The sequence below is a fragment of the Bacillus sp. NPDC077027 genome (assembly GCF_050269555.1).
GTDB lineage: Bacteria > Bacillota > Bacilli > Bacillales > Bacillaceae > Bacillus.
In genome coordinates, this window is the sequence record NZ_JBNNIO010000008.1 from 1 (window position 1) to 17,384 (window position 17,384).

General features: G+C 40.9%; 17 protein-coding genes and 1 pseudogene. All 18 read right to left on the reverse strand.

Annotated features, from left to right (window positions below; translation table 11 throughout):
- Positions 1 to 320: 320 nt before the first annotated feature.
- Positions 321 to 1,820: a lysine--tRNA ligase gene (gene lysS / locus ACQKEZ_RS18470; RefSeq protein WP_427303330.1), complete on the reverse strand. Its 1,500-nt coding sequence runs from the start codon at positions 1,818 to 1,820 to the stop codon at positions 321 to 323.
- A 90-nt stretch (positions 1,821 to 1,910) separates the two neighbouring features.
- Positions 1,911 to 2,912 (reverse strand): tRNA dihydrouridine synthase DusB, encoded by a 1,002-nt coding sequence (gene dusB / locus ACQKEZ_RS18475; RefSeq protein ID WP_427303332.1) that lies wholly within the window; start codon positions 2,910 to 2,912, stop codon positions 1,911 to 1,913.
- Entirely contained in the window at positions 2,905 to 3,138 is a 234-nt protein-coding gene (locus tag ACQKEZ_RS18480) for a helix-turn-helix domain-containing protein (protein WP_427303334.1), read from the reverse strand. The genes dusB and ACQKEZ_RS18480 overlap by 8 nt, the downstream gene beginning before the upstream one ends.
- Positions 3,090 to 3,593, reverse strand: a complete 504-nt coding sequence (gene folK / locus ACQKEZ_RS18485) for a 2-amino-4-hydroxy-6-hydroxymethyldihydropteridine diphosphokinase (protein ID WP_427303336.1) — start codon at positions 3,591 to 3,593, stop codon at positions 3,090 to 3,092. The genes ACQKEZ_RS18480 and folK overlap by 49 nt, the downstream gene beginning before the upstream one ends.
- Entirely contained in the window at positions 3,590 to 3,952 is a 363-nt protein-coding gene (folB, locus tag ACQKEZ_RS18490) for a dihydroneopterin aldolase (RefSeq protein ID WP_427303434.1), read from the reverse strand. Before folB ends, folK begins: the two co-directional genes overlap by 4 nt.
- Complete coding sequence (gene folP / locus ACQKEZ_RS18495; RefSeq protein ID WP_427303338.1) at positions 3,945 to 4,802, reverse strand: dihydropteroate synthase; 858 nt, start codon at positions 4,800 to 4,802, stop codon at positions 3,945 to 3,947. The genes folB and folP overlap by 8 nt, the downstream gene beginning before the upstream one ends.
- An 8-nt stretch (positions 4,803 to 4,810) precedes the next feature.
- Positions 4,811 to 5,671: an aminodeoxychorismate lyase gene (gene pabC / locus ACQKEZ_RS18500; protein WP_427303340.1), complete on the reverse strand. Its 861-nt coding sequence runs from the start codon at positions 5,669 to 5,671 to the stop codon at positions 4,811 to 4,813.
- Positions 5,668 to 6,261 carry an aminodeoxychorismate/anthranilate synthase component II gene (gene pabA, locus ACQKEZ_RS18505; RefSeq protein WP_427303342.1) on the reverse strand — a complete coding sequence of 198 codons (594 nt, stop codon included), beginning with the start codon at positions 6,259 to 6,261 and terminating at the stop codon, positions 5,668 to 5,670. Before pabA ends, pabC begins: the two co-directional genes overlap by 4 nt.
- 13 nt (positions 6,262 to 6,274) lie before the next feature.
- The gene (locus ACQKEZ_RS18510; RefSeq protein ID WP_427303344.1) at positions 6,275 to 7,693 is read right to left on the reverse strand and encodes an anthranilate synthase component I family protein; all 1,419 of its coding nucleotides are present in this window, start codon (positions 7,691 to 7,693) and stop codon (positions 6,275 to 6,277) included.
- A 135-nt stretch (positions 7,694 to 7,828) separates the two neighbouring features.
- Entirely contained in the window at positions 7,829 to 8,752 is a 924-nt protein-coding gene (gene cysK / locus ACQKEZ_RS18515; RefSeq protein WP_427303346.1) for a cysteine synthase A, read from the reverse strand.
- A 76-nt stretch (positions 8,753 to 8,828) separates the two neighbouring features.
- Positions 8,829 to 9,731, reverse strand: coding sequence for a peptidyl-prolyl cis-trans isomerase (locus ACQKEZ_RS18520; protein ID WP_427303436.1), 903 nt, complete (start codon positions 9,729 to 9,731; stop codon positions 8,829 to 8,831).
- A 51-nt stretch (positions 9,732 to 9,782) separates the two neighbouring features.
- Entirely contained in the window at positions 9,783 to 10,658 is an 876-nt protein-coding gene (hslO, locus tag ACQKEZ_RS18525; RefSeq protein ID WP_427303348.1) for an Hsp33 family molecular chaperone HslO, read from the reverse strand.
- A gap of 11 nt (positions 10,659 to 10,669) precedes the next feature.
- The gene (locus ACQKEZ_RS18530) at positions 10,670 to 11,446 is read right to left on the reverse strand and encodes a type III pantothenate kinase (protein WP_427303350.1); all 777 of its coding nucleotides are present in this window, start codon (positions 11,444 to 11,446) and stop codon (positions 10,670 to 10,672) included.
- Between the two features lie 159 nt (positions 11,447 to 11,605).
- Complete coding sequence (ftsH, locus tag ACQKEZ_RS18535) at positions 11,606 to 13,504, reverse strand: ATP-dependent zinc metalloprotease FtsH (RefSeq protein ID WP_427303352.1); 1,899 nt, start codon at positions 13,502 to 13,504, stop codon at positions 11,606 to 11,608.
- 95 nt (positions 13,505 to 13,599) lie between these two features.
- Positions 13,600 to 14,139, reverse strand: a complete 540-nt coding sequence (hpt, locus tag ACQKEZ_RS18540; RefSeq protein WP_427303354.1) for a hypoxanthine phosphoribosyltransferase — start codon at positions 14,137 to 14,139, stop codon at positions 13,600 to 13,602.
- A pseudogene (gene tilS, locus ACQKEZ_RS18545) lies at positions 14,136 to 15,558 on the reverse strand (tRNA lysidine(34) synthetase TilS). The gene hpt and the pseudogene tilS overlap by 4 nt, the downstream one beginning before the upstream one ends.
- 96 nt (positions 15,559 to 15,654) lie before the next feature.
- Complete coding sequence (locus ACQKEZ_RS18550) at positions 15,655 to 16,662, reverse strand: serine/threonine protein kinase (RefSeq protein ID WP_427303356.1); 1,008 nt, start codon at positions 16,660 to 16,662, stop codon at positions 15,655 to 15,657.
- Positions 16,646 to 17,383: a VWA domain-containing protein gene (locus ACQKEZ_RS18555; protein ID WP_427303358.1), complete on the reverse strand. Its 738-nt coding sequence runs from the start codon at positions 17,381 to 17,383 to the stop codon at positions 16,646 to 16,648. Before ACQKEZ_RS18555 ends, ACQKEZ_RS18550 begins: the two co-directional genes overlap by 17 nt.
- Position 17,384: the final 1 nt, after the last annotated feature.

A 17,384-nucleotide genomic window follows, 5' to 3' on the forward strand; every position in this document is an offset into this window, starting at 1 on the left:
TTGACTGACTACCTATGATGCGAATCATAGGATTTTTTTATTAAAACTCGAATTAACAGGTACGTTTTGTCTTGTTTAGTTTTCAAAGATCATTTACGTCACTCGAAAGCGACTTTATTATCTTAACATTTCTCTTTGGTTATAGTCAAGAACTTTTTTCAAATTCTTTTTTTTAACCTTGTTGCTGTTTTGCGGCAACGAATAATAATATACCATCCTAAATTTTTTAATGCAATAGTTTTTTTAAAAAAACTTCTCTTTATGAAAAATAAACTGATATAAGAAAGCGCCATATACTTATACGGCGCTTTTTTTTAACATTAACGGTTTCTCATTTGCGGGAATAGTAATACGTCTCTAATTGATGGTGAATTAGTTAATAGCATTATCAAACGGTCAATACCAATTCCTAAACCGCCTGTTGGTGGCATTCCATATTCTAATGCCTCTACAAAGTCGTCGTCCATTAAATGCGCTTCATCGTTTCCTTCTTCACGCTCTTTTAACTGTGCCTCAAATCGTTCTCTTTGATCAATTGGGTCATTAAGTTCTGTGAAAGCATTGGCATGCTCACGACGAACAATAAACAACTCAAAACGATCTGTGAAACGCGGATCTTCTGGGTTCTTCTTAGCTAATGGAGAAATTTCAACAGGATGTCCGTAAATAAACGTAGGTTGCACCAATGTTTCTTCTATTTTTTGCTCAAAGAATTCGTTGATAATATGTCCAACTGTCATGTTTTTAGTTACTTCAACACCATGTTCAGAAGCATAATGCTTCGCTTCTTCTACAGACATTTCTCTCCAGAAATCTACACCTGTAGCTTCTTTAACCGCATCGACCATATGCTGTCTTTTCCACTCAGGTTTTAGATCAATCTTGTCTTCTCCATATTGAATTGTTGTTGTGCCAAGAACCTCTTGGGCGATATGCGCAATCAGGTTTTCAGTCAGATTCATAATGTCCTTATAATCAGCGTATGCTTCATATAATTCAATCATCGTGAATTCTGGATTATGGCGTGTAGAAACACCTTCATTACGGAATACTCGTCCAATTTCATACACTTTCTCAAGACCACCGACAATTAAGCGTTTCAAGTGAAGTTCAATTGCAATACGCATATAAAGTGGCATATCAAGTGCATTATGATGTGTGGTAAATGGACGTGCTGATGCACCACCAGGAATGCTGTGCATGGTTGGCGTTTCAACTTCCAAATACCCTTTAGAATCTAAGTATCGTCTCATAGATTGAATAATTTTGCTTCTCATAATGAAAGTTTGCTTGCTTTCTGGATTCACAATAAGATCAAGGTAACGCTGACGATAGCGTTGTTCAACATCTTTAAGACCATGGTATTTATCAGGGAGTGGTCGAAGTGCCTTCGTTAAAATGTCTAAGGAATTTGCTTTAATTGAAAGTTCCCCAACATTCGTTTTAAACACAGTTCCAGTCACACCAATGATATCGCCCAAGTCTGAGCTTTTGAATAATTCGTACGCTTCTTCTCCTACGCTATCTTTGCGGACGTAGATTTGGATTTGGCCTTCTAGATCTTGAATATGAGCAAAGCCTGCTTTTCCTTTCCCACGCTTTGTCATCATACGTCCAGCAATCGTGACTTCTGTCGGTTTTTCTTCTAAATCTTCTTTTGAAAATTCGTCAAAAGCAGAGATGATTTCCGCAGATTGGTGCGAACGGTCAAAGCGTTCACCGAAAGGATCGATCCCTTCCTCACGCATCTTACTCATTTTGTCACGTCTTACTTGAAATTGGTCATTTAATTCTTCGTTATTTAGCCCTTCGTTACTCATCTATATCACTCCAATATTTAAGTTTGCAGAGAAAAGCAGAAAAACCGCCAGTAGATACACTGACAGCGAACTACAAAAAGAAAGGTAGACTTATCCTACTTTTATACTTTGAAGCTCTTTTGCCTCGGCTTCAATCGTAAAGTCATTAAGTACCTGTACGAGTTCCGCTCTTGTTTCACTTTGATTGATTTCATTTCGCACTTTTGCATTACCGCGAACTCCTTTTAAATACCAAGCCGCGTGTTTTCTCATTTCTCTTACTGCAACATTTTCGCCTTTTAACTCGATGAGACGTTCTAAGTGAAGTTTGCAGACTGACATTTTTTCACGTACTTTTGGTTCTTCCTTTAATTCACCAGTCTCTAAGTAATGAACTGTACGATAAATCATCCATGGGTTCCCTAGTGCCGCACGCCCAATCATAACTCCGTCTACACCTGTTTCGTCAAGCATACGCTGTGCATCTTGCGGTGTTTCCACATCACCGTTTCCGATAACAGGAATAGATACAGACTGCTTTACTTCTTTAATAATATCCCAATTAGCCGTTCCTTCGTACATTTGGACACGCGTACGTCCATGAAGGGCTATCGCTTGACCGCCAGCTCTTTCGACTGCACGTGCGTTGTCGATGGCGAAGATATGATCCTCATCCCAGCCCATTCTCATTTTCACGGTGACTGGTTTATCTACTGCGTCAACTACTGCTGAAACCATTTCATATATTTTGTTGGGATCAAGCAACCATTTAGCACCTGCATCACATTTCGTAATTTTTGGTACGGGACACCCCATGTTAATATCAATAATATCTGCTGTTGTGTTTTGATCTACGAATTTCGCCGCTTCTACAAGTGTTTCTTTTTCTCCTCCGAATATCTGAAGGCTTAGTGGCTTTTCACGTTCATCAATGTAGAGCATCCCCATTGTTCTGGCATTGTTATATAGTATGGCTTTATCACTGACCATTTCTGCACATACAAGACCTGCTCCAAACTCCTTGACTATGAGTCTGAAGGCAGAGTTACATACACCAGCCATAGGCGCTAACACTACTCTGTTTTTAATTTCAACATCACCGATCTTAAACATCTTCAATCCTCCTTTCTTCATTTTTTACTGGTGAAAGTTCTTCTACTGATATATTTAAAGCATTGGCAATGAGATGAACCGTTTGTTTAGACGGCATTCTATTTCCTCGCTCGATTTCTCCTAATACAGAGACGGATATGCCTAATCTTTTAGCGAACCTTTCCTGAGTATACCCTTTTAACTTTCGGTATGCACGAATTCTTCTACCCCACATGTCTTTTTCCATATGATTACACCTTCTTGATCTGTTACAGCATTTATTTGTGTGACGCCGATCTCCGGGCAAATTTCGCTCATCGGGACAAGGACGAATAAGCGTTCGTACATTCTAGGATGTGGTATAACAAGTTGCTCTGATTCAATATTTTCACGATTATAAAGTAAAATGTCAAGGTCTGCCGTTCGAGGACCCCACCTCACGTCTCTTGTTCTTCCTAATTCGTTTTCAATATGCTGCGTAAGCTTGAGTAGCTGCATCGGGCGTAATGATGTTGAAATCTTGACTGCCATATTCAGAAAGTCATCTTGGTTTTCATAGCCGACTGGTGCTGTTTCATAGATAGATGAAATGGCTTCGACTTGTACTTCGGGGTGTTGATGCAATCGCTTGACCGCTTCTTTTAAATACGTTTCTTTTTTGCCGATATTTGAACCTAGGGCAATATACGCAGTGTTGCTCATGTGCGGGTTCTCGTCATTTCAATTGCGACAGACCGATAATGACCTGGGATTGGCGGGTCTGGTTTGATCACCTTCACTGTACACTCCTGTACTGTTGGAAATGACACCAGGACTTGGTTTGCGATTCTCTCAGTCAGTGTCTCGACTAAATTCACCGGCTCGCCTTCTACAATGTCTTTGCAGATATGATACAGTTCCGCATAATTGATCGTTTCATTCAAATCATCTGTTTTTCCAGCTTTGCTTAAATCAAGGGAAGCTGTCAAATCGACTCGAAAACGTTGGCCTAGTTTGTTCTCTTCTTGAAATACGCCGTGGTACCCGTAAAATTCCATTCCATCTACATATACTTTATCGATGATAAACGCCTCCTTTATTTAGCATGGCATCCATCATTTTTGCCATTCTCGCCATTTCTTTTACATCATGTACACGAACCATAGCGCTCCCCTTTTGAATACCTAAACAAATCGTAGCACCTGTACCTTCTTTTCGTTCATTTGGTGGAAGGTCTAGGACCGCTCCGATAAATCGTTTCCTCGATGTCGCTAGCAAAACGGGGTAACCTAAGTCGCAAAATGTATCTAATTCATTCATCACGGTCAGGTTGTCCACTTTATTCTTGGCAAACCCGATCCCAGGATCTAGGATGATCATATCATCACGTACACCTGTACGTTTAACAATTTGCACACTTTCTTTCAAGTCAGCGATCATATCTGGAATCAGGTGTGTGTAGTTCCGCTCTGGTCTATTGTGCATGAGAATAATCGGTACTTGATGCTTTGCTGCAACATGCGCCATTTGATCATCTGCTTTAGCACCCCACACATCATTTATGATGGTTGCGCCAGCTTTCAATGCCTCATCTGCAACTGCCGCTTTATACGTATCAATTGAAATCGGAATATCTACTTCTTTTGAGATTTTTTCAATGACTGGGATGACTCTTGAGAGCTCTTCTTGCTCTGACACCAGCTTGGCACCCGGACGGGTAGATTCTCCCCCAATGTCTATGATATGCGCTCCATCTTCTACAAGCTGTTTCGCATGCTGCAAAGCCCTATCAACTTGATTAAACTTGCCTCCATCAGAAAAAGAGTCAGGTGTGACGTTTAAAATACCCATCACTAACGTTTTATCCTCGTAGCTTAGGGTATGTTGCTTTGCTTGAATGATTTTTGATTGTTTGATCACTTGTTGTGCCATTAGTCCACCTACTCTTTATGAAATATGCGCCCTGCATGACGTTCTCTTCTATATTCGTCTTGAAGAATTGAAGCCATTGTTCGATCTTGTTCAGGAAAAACAGTTTGCTCTATCTGTCTAAAAGGGACAATTCCTTGTACTGAGTTTGTCATCCATGCTTCATCAGCAGAAAGGAGATGGAGCAACGAGAATCGTCCTTCCTCTAAATCAATTCCTTTTTTCTGTAGCTTGTTCATACAATATCGACGCGTTATACCATTTAAGATGCCTGTATCAAGAGATGGTGTATAAACCACGTTTCCTTTTCTCCAAAATAAATTTGAAGTAATCCCTTCTGCCACAATGCCTTCACGGGTGAGAAAAACACCTTCTTTTTTGGGGTTATTGCCGATTTCTCTTTTTGCCAACATATTATTCATATAATGATGCGACTTAAGACGCCTGCTTCCTTCTGGTGTATTTCTATTAATTTGAAGGAGGATTCCTTCTTTTTCAGACAGTACCGACTCTGGTTGAAATGGAGATATCATCACAAAGACAACCGGTTGATGGTAAACATCTGCTGAGAATCCATTCCCCAAGCCAGCCGATACATTTAGTCGAATTCTTGCATGTCCGTCTAACATATCGTTTTTCTTCAGTAAGGATTGAATAATGTCGAGTACAAATGGTTTCTCTATTGTGGATTCGATGCAAAGGTCTCCAAGTGATTGATTGAGCCTTTCAAGATGCCAGTCTAACAGAAAAACATGACCTGCTAGACTGGTGAATGTTTCAAATACACCGATGCCATATAGAAAACCATGATCAAAAGGAGAAAGCCTGGCTTCTTTCTCCTCCACATACTGACCGTTCAAATAAATGATCATGCTTTCAATTCATGCCCCTTTGTATGGTAGGTTTCAATGAAATTTTTTAGCATTTCCTTCCCAAAGGATGTCATGATCGACTCAGGGTGGAATTGCACACTTTCAATTGGTAACTCTTTATGACGAATTGCCATGAGTTCGCCTTCCTTCGTTCTTGCTGAAGCCACAAAACAGTCTGGTAATGTATCATCCTTTACAATCAGTGAATGATACCTTGTAGCGACAAGTGGATTTTGCAAGCCAGTAAAGACGCCTTTTCCATCATGTTCAATTTCTGATGTTTTCCCATGCATTAACCGTTCTGCTCGGATGACATCTCCTCCAAATACTTGCGCGATGGATTGATGCCCCAGACAAACACCAAAAATCGGTATTTTCCCTGCAAAGTGTCTAATCGCGTTCATGCTAATTCCTGCTTCGTCTGGACTGCATGGTCCTGGTGAAACCATTAAGTAATCTGGCGCTAGTTCTTCAATGTCCTGAATCGTCACTTGATCATTTCGTTTTACAATCAATTCTTCTCCAAGCTCACCGAGATACTGAACCAGGTTGTACGTAAATGAATCATAATTATCAATCATTAAAATCATGCTCTGCTCACCTCTAACTCAAAATTGTCTCTTCTTCGCTCAACTGTAGGGCTTTTTTGACAGCATAGGCTTTTTTAATGGATTCTTTGTATTCATGATTCGGTACAGAATCAATCACAATACCTGCTCCAGACTGCATAAACGCCTTACCTTCTGTACAATAGGCTGTTCGAATAACGATATTAAAGTGCATGTCCTGATTGAATCCAAACCAACCTATAGATCCAGTATAAAGCCCACGTCTTGTCGGCTCAAGCTCTTCTATAATTTCCATAGTTCGAACTTTCGGTGCGCCTGTAATTGTTCCGCCTGGGAAGACAGCTCTCATGACATCAACGGCGTCGCACTCTTTTCTTAATTCTCCTTGCACATTGGACACAATATGCATCACATGCGAGTATTTTTCTATCACCATGAACTCATTTACTCGAACAGAGCCGTACGTCGATACACGTCCGAGGTCATTGCGTTCGAGATCAACTAGCATCACATGCTCTGCCCGTTCCTTCTCGTTTTCAATGAGTTCTCTCGCTAGAGCCTCATCTTCTGCTTCGTCTTTACCTCTTGACCTTGTTCCTGCAATTGGTCTTGTTTCTAGAAGTGTCCCTTTTTTCTTAATGAGTAGCTCAGGTGATCCACAAACAATTTGAAAATCAGGCGTATGCAAATAAGACATATAAGGAGATGGATTGACCTTTCTCAAGGTTCGGTACAAGGTATACGGATGGGTTTTTCGCATTTCTTCCTGCCTTATGGATAAGTTGACTTGAAACACATCTCCACTTGCAATGTACTGCTTGATCTTTTCCACAGCTTCCCCAAACGCTGCCTCCGTAAAAGCTGCTGTCGGTAGGAATTCTAGTGACCCCATATTCACAGGAGATAATGCTGTCTTTTCTTCCTCGCTTGTCCAACTTTGCTTCAAATTCTCTAGCCTGAAATTCGCTGTTTCTAAAGGCTCATTATCATCTGTATGTGTGATGAGCCACAGCTCCTCATGAAGGTGGTCATAAACTGCCACATCGTCAAAAACAAGAAAATAAAGGTCTGGTGTATTCAAATCATCAATGGACAGCATCTTAAAATGCTCGATGTATCTTGCATAATCATAGCTTAAAAAGCCGATGGCACCACCTTGAAAATCAGGGTACTCAGGGTTTGTTTTTGTTTGAAGGGTCTGAAACCAATCAGCAAAAGCTCTGAATGGATCACCTTCTTTAAACAGCACATCGCCTTGATGGTGAATTGTCGTGATGCCATCCTTTCCTTTTGCAATCGCCATTGGCTTTATACCTGCAATGCTATAATCGCCGCCTCTTGCGCTCTCAAGGAGAACATGATGCGTCTCATTTGCAGATAAATGCTCATATTGCTGAAGGAATTGATCTTTTGTAAAAGGAATTTTGATACCCAGTGGCCTACGTTCTGTCATGTTATCATCCTTTTTTCATTTTCATTAATCTTATTGTAATGCAATCCATTTTATTTAGAAAATAGTATTTGCTTTCCATCTTAATATTTCACAAAAAAACCCCAGCATTCGCTGGGGGAGATGTTTCACTATAGATTAATCAAATTGGTATAGTGGTGTACTTAGGTAACGCTCTCCATTACTCGGGATGACTGCAAGAACTTTTTTCCCTTTGCCAAGCTTTTTCGCTGTTTGAAGTGCTGCATAAATGGCGGCACCAGATGAAATCCCACCAAGAATTCCTTCCTCTTTCGCAGCTTTACGTGCTTGTTCAAATGCATCTTCGTTACGTACTTGGATAATTCCGTCGTATATTTCTGTGTTTAGAATAGATGGAACAAAACCTGCTCCAATCCCTTGAATTTTATGTGGGCCTGGGTTTCCACCTGATAGTACTGGGGAATCTGTTGGCTCCACAGCATATACTTTGAGCGTCGGAATGGCTTCTTTTAACACTTCACCAGCACCGGTAATTGTTCCGCCTGTACCAACGCCTGCAATAAATGCATCAAGTTGTCCGTCGAACTGTTCAAGGATTTCCTTTCCTGTAGTACGACGATGAATTTCCGCATTCGCTTGGTTGTTAAATTGCTGAGGCATGAAATAACCATTCTCCTCTGCAAGCTCTTCTGCTTTTTTAATCGCACCTTTCATTCCTTCAGCGCCTGGTGTCAACACAAGCTCTGCTCCATAAGCACGAAGAAGGTTACGGCGTTCCTGACTCATTGTTTCTGGCATGACAAGAATCGCTTTAATACCTTTTGCTGCGGCTACCATCGCAAGACCGATACCTGTGTTACCACTTGTCGGTTCAATCAGCGTGTCTCCTGCTTTTAATTGACCTTTTTCTTCTGCTTCTTCGATCATCGCTAGGGCGATACGATCTTTTACGCTACTGCCTGGGTTCATATATTCAAGCTTTAGGTAGACATCCGCACTATTTTCATCTACTAGACGGTTCAATTTAACGACTGGTGTATTTCCTATTAGTTCAAAAACTGAGTTCGCAATACGGGCCATCAATAACACCTCTATCTCCGAGTAATTTTATTGTATTAATATTAAATTATCAATTTCAAAAAATTTTGTCAATCCTTTAGTCCTGTTCTCCTTCATAAAACCATGAGACTTTTGCTTCTTTCCAAAGCGTTTTGACAGATGCTTTTTCGCCTAAATCTTCCATAGCGATTTGGCGTTTGATTTGTTCTTTCACATCATCATATGAAAAAGAACGACCTTTTAGTTTCTCTTTTAGTTGGATGATGGCATAACCATTCTTTGTTTCGAGCGGTTCTTTGGTCCATTCATCTTTATCGAGTGTCTTGGCTTTATTTATGTATAAGGCAGGGGTGCTTTCTTGTTGTTCAGTGACAAAACCAAGATCTCCACCATATGGAGATGTGTAGCGATCTGTGGAACGTTCCGCAGCGACCGCTTCAAAGCTTGAGCCGCCCGCTAATTCTTTTAATACTTTTTCCACTTCTTCTTTTGTTTTGACAACAATATGTCGAATACGGTAAGAATCGTCAAATTGGTATAAGTCTTTGTTTTTGTCATAAAAAGCTTTGGCTTCTTTAGTGGAGACAACAGCATCCCTCGTGAGGAGCTGTTCTAATAAAATATTATAGCGAATCTGTTCTTTCCATTCCTTCTCACTTGTATGACCATCTTCGTAAAAATTATTATAGACGGCTTTTAGCATTAACAATTCTCGGTTGACTTCTTCAGAAGACACCTTTAATTTATTTTCGTTTGCAAGCTGATTGACCACTTGCTGATTAATCATTTCCTCCAGTGTTGCTTTGCCATATCGGTCCTCCATTTTTTTAAGCCATTCTTGGCGTGTGATTTTCCCTTTTCCAATGGAGGCAATTTCCTCTCCGCTTTTACTCGTTGAGGTTACTTGCGACATTTGTGTTTTTGTCAGGACATAAGCGATGACAATCGAATTTATCATGAGCAAAATCAGGACAAATGTCCATACAGCTCTTGCTTTCAGTCTCATCTTCTGTCTCCTTTCCACTATTCAAAAAAACCCGCTAATAAGAGCTTAGCGGGTCGTTTCATCACGTAGCTCTTCTAGCTCTTCTTTTGTAAATACATAAGTCTCGTTACAAAAATGGCATTGAGCTTCTGCTTGACCGTCTTTTTCAATCATATCTTCAATTTCAGCTTTACCAAGACTGATGATTCCGTTCGCAAAACGCTCTTTCGAACAATTGCAGGAAAACTCAACTGGCATCGTTTCTAAGACTTGAGGCTTTTCACCAAGGACTTCTTCTAAAATTTCTTCAGGAGACATTCCTTTTTCAATTAGTTTTGAAATGGGTTCGATCGTCGAAAGGCGTTTTTCTAGTTTTTCAATCACTTGATCCTCTGTACCCGGCAGTAATTGAATAATAAAACCTCCGGCTGCCAAAATCGAGTTGTCAGGATTCACGAGTACTCCGACTCCGACTGAAGATGGAACTTGTTCAGAGGAAACTAGATAGTAAGTAAAGTCATCTCCAACTTCACCTGAGACGATTTCTGTTTGGCCTGTAAAGTAATCTTTAAGCCCAATATCTTTAACGACACTTAAAGTACCTGATGTCCCTACTGCACGACGAACATCTAGCTTGCCATGTTCGTTTAAGTCGAAGTGAACTTGGGGATTTGAGACATATCCACGCACTTGGCCTTTAGCGTTACCATCTGCGATGATTGCCCCAATTGGACCTCCACCTTCTATTTTGACAGTGAGCTTATGATCTCCTTTCAGCATGGCTCCCATCATGACAGTTGCTGTCATTGTACGTCCAATAGCAGCTGAAGCTGTTGGCCATGTATAATGTCTTCTTTGTGCTTCATTGATGGTATCCGTTGTTTTTGCAGCATAAGCGCGGACTTTGCCTTCATATGCGAGCGCTTTGACTAAATAATCCATTGTATAACCTCCTATAGTACACCGATCTGGTTGCGTTCATAAATTAATTGTAAGCCTTTTAAGGTAAGGAACGGATTAACAATATCAATGCAGTCTGATTCATTTCCGATCAATGATGACAGACCTCCTGTTGCGATAACCTTCGGTGTTTGTTTCGCTTGTTGTTTCATTCGTTTCACTATTCCCTCGACTTGTCCAACATATCCATATAAAATACCTGATTGCATTGCACTAATTGTGTTTTTGCCTACGATGTGATCAGGGCGAACAATTTCAATTCTTGGTAGCTTCGCTGCCCTTGAATACAGCGCTTCTGTCGAAATGGTAATACCAGGTGCAATTGCCCCGCCCATATATTGTTTGTGTTCATTGATATAACAATAAGTTGAAGCTGTTCCAAAATCGACGATAATGAGTGGTGCGCCATATAAATGAATCGCTGCTACTGCATTTACAATTCGATCTGCTCCTACTTCCTTTGGGTTATCACACATAATGTTTAAACCTGTTTTCATTCCAGGTCCAACGATTTGCGGGGTAATGTGGAAGTATTTTTCGCACATTCTTTCAAGCGCAAACATCATTGGTGGTACAACAGATGAAATGATAATTCCTTCTATCTGATCAAACATTAAACCAACATAGTCAAATAAGGAACGAATCGTCATACCGAATTCATCTTCTGTTTTGTGTCGACTTGTTTCAATTCGCCAATGGTAATTGAGATCGCCATTATGATAAACACCGATTACGGTATTTGTATTTCCTACATCTATAACCAGTAACATCTTTATCACCGCTTTGATTAGTTTCTAAAGAGCTCATTTTTCGACTTTCTATCATACCATACACGAATTGAGTTCTATTTGTAAACAATTCAAAACTGATCCATTCATGAAACGAAATAAAAAAGCTGCCGGTTGTTGCCGGCAGCTTTTAACAGGAGGTTAAATCTCCTCGTCTTCTTTTTTCTTGATGTTTACTTTCACATCGTCTTTTTTCTCTTCATCGTCCTCATAAATGCGCTCAGGCAACTTACCAGTTTCGTAAAGAGATTTAATTTGTTCAGCATCTAATGTTTCTACTTTAAGAAGCGCTTGTGCGATGATCTCTAACTTATCTTTGTTCTCTGTTAGAATCTGCTTCGCACGTTCGTAGCTTTCCTTAATGAAACGCTGAACTTCTTGGTCGATTTCGTAAGCAATGGCTTCACTATAATTCGGCTCATTGTTGAAATCACGTCCAAGGAAAACTTGACCTTGGGCCTGACCAAATTGAAGCGGTCCAAGTTTATCAGACATACCAAACTCGGTTACCATTTTTCGTGCAATGCCCGTTGCACGTTGGAAGTCGTTATGAGCACCTGTGCTCACTTCACCGAAAGTGATTTCCTCTGCCACACGTCCACCGAGCAAGCCGACAATTTTGTCAAGAAGCTCTGGCTTCGTCTGGAAGTAACGGTCTTCTCTCGGAAGCATCACAGCATAGCCGCCCGCCTGTCCACGAGGAACAATTGTTACCTTATGCACCATATCTGCTTCGTCAAGTACAAGCCCAATGACTGTATGACCCGCTTCGTGGTATGCAACGATATTGCGCTCTTTCTTCGAAATGACACGGCTTTTCTTGGCCGGCCCTGCGATGACTCGGTCAGTCGCTTCGTCAATATCACGCATATCGATCTTCTTCTTATTCCGACGAGCAGCAACGAGGGCTGCTTCGTTCAATAAGTTCTCAAGATCTGCACCAGAGAACCCTGGAGTTCTGCTTGCAATTGCTTTTAGGTTTACTGCTTCATCAAGCGGTTTATTTCTCGCATGGACTTTCAAGACTTCTTCACGTCCAATAACATCTGGGCGATCTACCGTAATTTGACGGTCAAAACGTCCTGGACGTAATAACGCTGGGTCTAGAATGTCTGCACGGTTGGTCGCAGCAATAATGATAATGCCTTCGTTTGCACTGAAACCGTCCATTTCAACAAGCAGTTGGTTGAGCGTTTGTTCACGTTCATCATGCCCGCCACCAAGTCCAGCGCCACGCTGACGACCCACCGCATCAATTTCATCGATGAAAATTAAGCAAGGAGCGTTCTTTTTCGCGTTTTCAAATAAATCACGTACACGTGATGCACCGACACCGACAAACATTTCTACGAAGTCTGAACCACTGATGCTGAAGAAAGGAACGCCTGCTTCTCCAGCTGATGCTCTCGCAAGTAATGTTTTACCTGTTCCTGGAGGTCCTACTAGTAAAACCCCTTTAGGTATTCTTGCACCGAGCTCCGCAAATTTACGCGGATCCTTTAGGAACTCGACTACTTCCACAAGCTCTTGTTTCTCTTCATCCGCACCGGCAACATCTTTAAATTTCACGCGCTTCTTCTCTTCTGTGTAAAGCTTGGCTTTACTTTTACCAAAGTTCATAACTCGGCTTCCGCCGCCCTGAGCCTGGTTCAGTAAGAAGAAGAACAGGATAAAGATGATGATAAATGGAATGATGGTTGTAAGAACTGTCAGCCAACCATTTGTTTCTGGAGCTGGTTCTACTTTTACATCTGTATTCTTAAGTGCGCTGTAAATTTGGTCAACACCTTGACCATCCGGAACATGGGTAATGAAGTATTCTTCTTTCTTCGCACCAGTTAACTGACCACGAATTTCATAAACCCCTCTTACAGGTTGTATGGAGATACTCTCCACTTTTCCCGCACTAAGATTTTGCGAAAATTTGCTGTAAGACATGTTCTCAGGTTTTTTATTTGGAGATCCAAAAAAACTAACAAGCCCTATTACAAGTAATAAAATAAGTATATAAAAAATCGTATTACGAAAAACCCGATTCATTCCTTACCTCCTCCCACAGTAAGCACAACTATGTTCAATAGTATCATAGAAAATCATTCCAACACAACCAATAACCTCATGTATACTCATGCTGATTAGCCTTCGTAAACAGACGGTTTTAACACTCCAATATACGGGAGGTTTCGGTAACGTTCAGCGAAATCCAATCCATAGCCGACCACGAACGCATCAGGCACTTCAAAGCCAACATAGTCAGCTTTAATGTCTGCTTTGCGACCACTTGGTTTATCAAGCAATGTGACGATTTTAATTGAATTCGCTTTACGGTATCGGAAAAGCTCTACCAGATAACTTAAAGTTAACCCACTGTCGATGATATCTTCCATAATGAGAATATCTCTTCCTTCAACAGAAGTATCTAAATCTTTAATGATTTTGACTTCTCCTGAAGAAACGGTAGACTTGCCGTAGCTAGATACATCCATAAAGTCGAGCTCTAAATATGTATCAATGTGTTTGATGAGGTCTGCCATAAACGGTAGAGCGCCCTTTAGAACACCAATAGCCAGCGGAAATTTACCATCATAATCGCTAGTTAATGTTGCACCCAGCTCTTTTACTTTTCGCTGAATCTCCTCTTCTGAGATCAAAACCTTTTCAATATCTTGTTTCATGCTTTTGCTTGCCCCCTACAAATTTTCATGCTGTCTATATTGTAATACAATGAGATCGCTGTTTGTCATATCAATTTCTTCAAAAATAGATTTTTTCAGACCTGGTATCCAGATGATTTGATGATCCGAGTCGGTGACGATCGGCCAGCTGTCTCTTTCTGCAAGAGGCACTTTTTTATCAATAAATATATCCTTCACCTTTTTTGATCCATTCATTCCTTTTAGTTTCATTCGATCCCCATTTTTTCGAGAGCGTATGATCAAAGGAAGTCGAATTTGATCTTTTTTTAGAATGAAAAAACAATTCCCGTTCCGTGCATCCTTCGGAACATCGTGTGAGACCACAATTGAAGCGCCATTTTGAAGAATGATTTCTTCTCCCAGTTCAGCCTGTAATGTTTGGACATACGGACTGTCCTTTAAAAGCGATTGTTCAAAGGTAAACTTACAGTTTGAGTATGATTTGACAGCTTGTAAACCTTTTGGCAAATCCAGTGAACCGGACGGATGATCCGTGCGAGATATCCAGTCCAAAATTCCTAGAATATGCTGTTGTGAAAACGCTGATTGAACGTTTTCATAAAGATAGTTTAATATTAGTTGAATGCCTCTTCTTTGTAAAGGCAAAGGCAGGTCAAGCAAAGGTTTTGTATTGATCTCGATCTTTTGTGGAGATTGATTTGTGATTACTTTATTCATTTGTTCCTTTGTTAATGCCTGCAAGTACTGTTCATCCTCAGTCAGCATATCACTGACAAACTGGAAGCTTTGATGCACCTGAGGTGATTCTTCCTTTAAAACAGGAAGGATGTGTCGCCTTATCCGGTTTCTTAAGTAGTCATCTGTCAGATTGCTCTGATCGGTGACATACGCGATATGCTCTTTTTCGCAATGCATGAGCACTTCGTCCTTCGAATATCCGATGAGTGGACGAATGAGCCAGCCTGTTTCAAACGGTCTTTTGGCCTGAATACCAGCTAGTCCAATCCCCACTGTCCCTCGAGACAGTTTCATCAGCATTGTCTCTACCTGATCGTCTCCATGATGCGCAAGCGCCAAATACTGAGCACGATATTGCTTCATCAATCGTCTGAAAAAGGCGTATCTACACTCTCTTGCTGCTGCCTGTTTGTTTAAGTGATGTTCTTTTGCATATTGGATGACCTGTATCCGAGCCGACTCAAAAGTGATCTCATGTTCTTTGCAATAAGCCTCGACAAATGTTAAATCTGCCAGTGATTCTTCCCCTCTGAACATGTGATCGACATGGGCTGCAATCAGTTGAAAAGAACCTTTTCCAAGCTTATTTAGTTCATGCAACAAGAGCATAGAATCCGGCCCACCGGAAACCCCGACAATGACTGTCGTGTTTTCAAATGAAACATCATGTTTTTTCAAAAAAACTTCAATACTATTCACATCTGCCTCCTCAGAAAGAGCAGGTAATTTAAAGATATACATATCCTATCACTTTCAGTAGATCCAAGCAAAGATGAAGCCTGCTTTTTTCATGCATTACAAAAGGAAAAGCACCACATAGGCACAGTAGAGTGCAAGAACGCTACATACAATGAGTAACGTTTCAAGTATCCCTCCTGATTTTTTGCGAACAGATGACCTCCTAGACGAAGCTGTATGAGCCAGTGAGGCTTTGTGCCGTTGCTTTGTTTGCACAGGCTGACTCCTACTTTTGCGCGATTGTACCTTTTGCTGGTTTCTCCTAGTTGCTAGTTGTTGTCCTACCTTTAACATAGCACTCTTCATTTCAGCTGCAGTTTTATACTTCCCATGTAACGCTGCTTTTAGAACTGCTTGATATCTTCTTAATAAGGGGTGTTCCTCAATCACACGATATAGCTGTTCCTGAGAAGTCGTTCCTTTTTTGAACTCTTTCTTGTAGGCACAGTTGATCATGACCATACCCACAGCAAATAAATCGTAGGATGGCTCAGCCTTTCTTGTGCCAAACCCCCAATAGCCGCGATCAAAAAATTCTGTGTACTCCTTAATGGCTCTTCCTGCTTTTGTCGTTCCTCCAACATCAATACATCTGACAGTAGCAGGAGGACCTGAAACGATTAAGTTATCAGGTTTTAAATCCCCAAATATCCAGCCCTCCTTGTGCAAGTGAGACAAATTAGATAAAAGCTGAATAATCAATACAACAATCCATTCATCCCCTTTTTGTTTCATAAAATCTAATAGTAATGGACCTTGCACATATTCCATCACATAAAAGGAAAGCTTTTGCGATGTTCCAGGCAACACAACATCATCCATATCATAAAAAGAAGGCCCCATTGTTTTCACAGGAGCCTTTGAAAAGGATTTTAACACATTGACTTCCGAAGCGATTAGCATGCTGTCATCACTTACCTTGATCGCCACATAGCCGTTCTGTGATTCAGCAAGGTAAACAATGCCATTCGCCCCTTTTCCCAGCTCTTTGGCGACACGATAATTTTTGTTGTGCCATTTCCCTGTGATGATCGTTCCTGATGCAATTCTAGAAGCCGTATTCATCAGATTGCTCTTCCTCTACTTCAAGCATTCCTCGGCGTGTACGTACCGACTTGAAGTGCTGGATTGCTTCTCGAAGAGCAGGCCCTGTCGGCGTAATTCCGCCTGTCGTGAGCTTAGGGAATATGGATGAAAGTGAATCAAACCTCGGTGTCCAATTCAGAACAATTTCTGCATCCGACTTTTTCCCGGGAAATATACACATACCAAATTGATTTTCACCAATTCTAGAATTTAAACTGATGGATAAATCAATTAATGCTTCTTTTACAGTCGGAAGTTTTGGTTTCATACTTGCACTTGTATCAACTAACACGAGTACCTGCAAATGAACTGTTTCACCAAGCTCATCAACAACCTCCATTACTTCGCCTCGCTTATCAGGCGGAAGCTCTTCAATTTCTGCATCTTTGCCAAGAATTTGTTGAAGCTCTTTGTTCACTACACCTTGCAATGTTTGCGTCATCGCTTTTTTTGTAACCATCTGAACCGTTTGCGAAAGTTGCTCCACATACACCACTTGATGAATACCGCCTCCCGCAAGAGCGATCCCTTCCACTTCTTTCATCGCTTCATGATCCTGTCGGTTCTCTTCCATAATGCCAATGACATTTACTGTGATTCCCTGCTCTTTTGCCAATGAAGCCATAGCCAATGGATCTTCCCCATGATTTGAACAGCCGTCTGTAATCAATAAAATTTGGTTCACATGACCTTTTCGCATC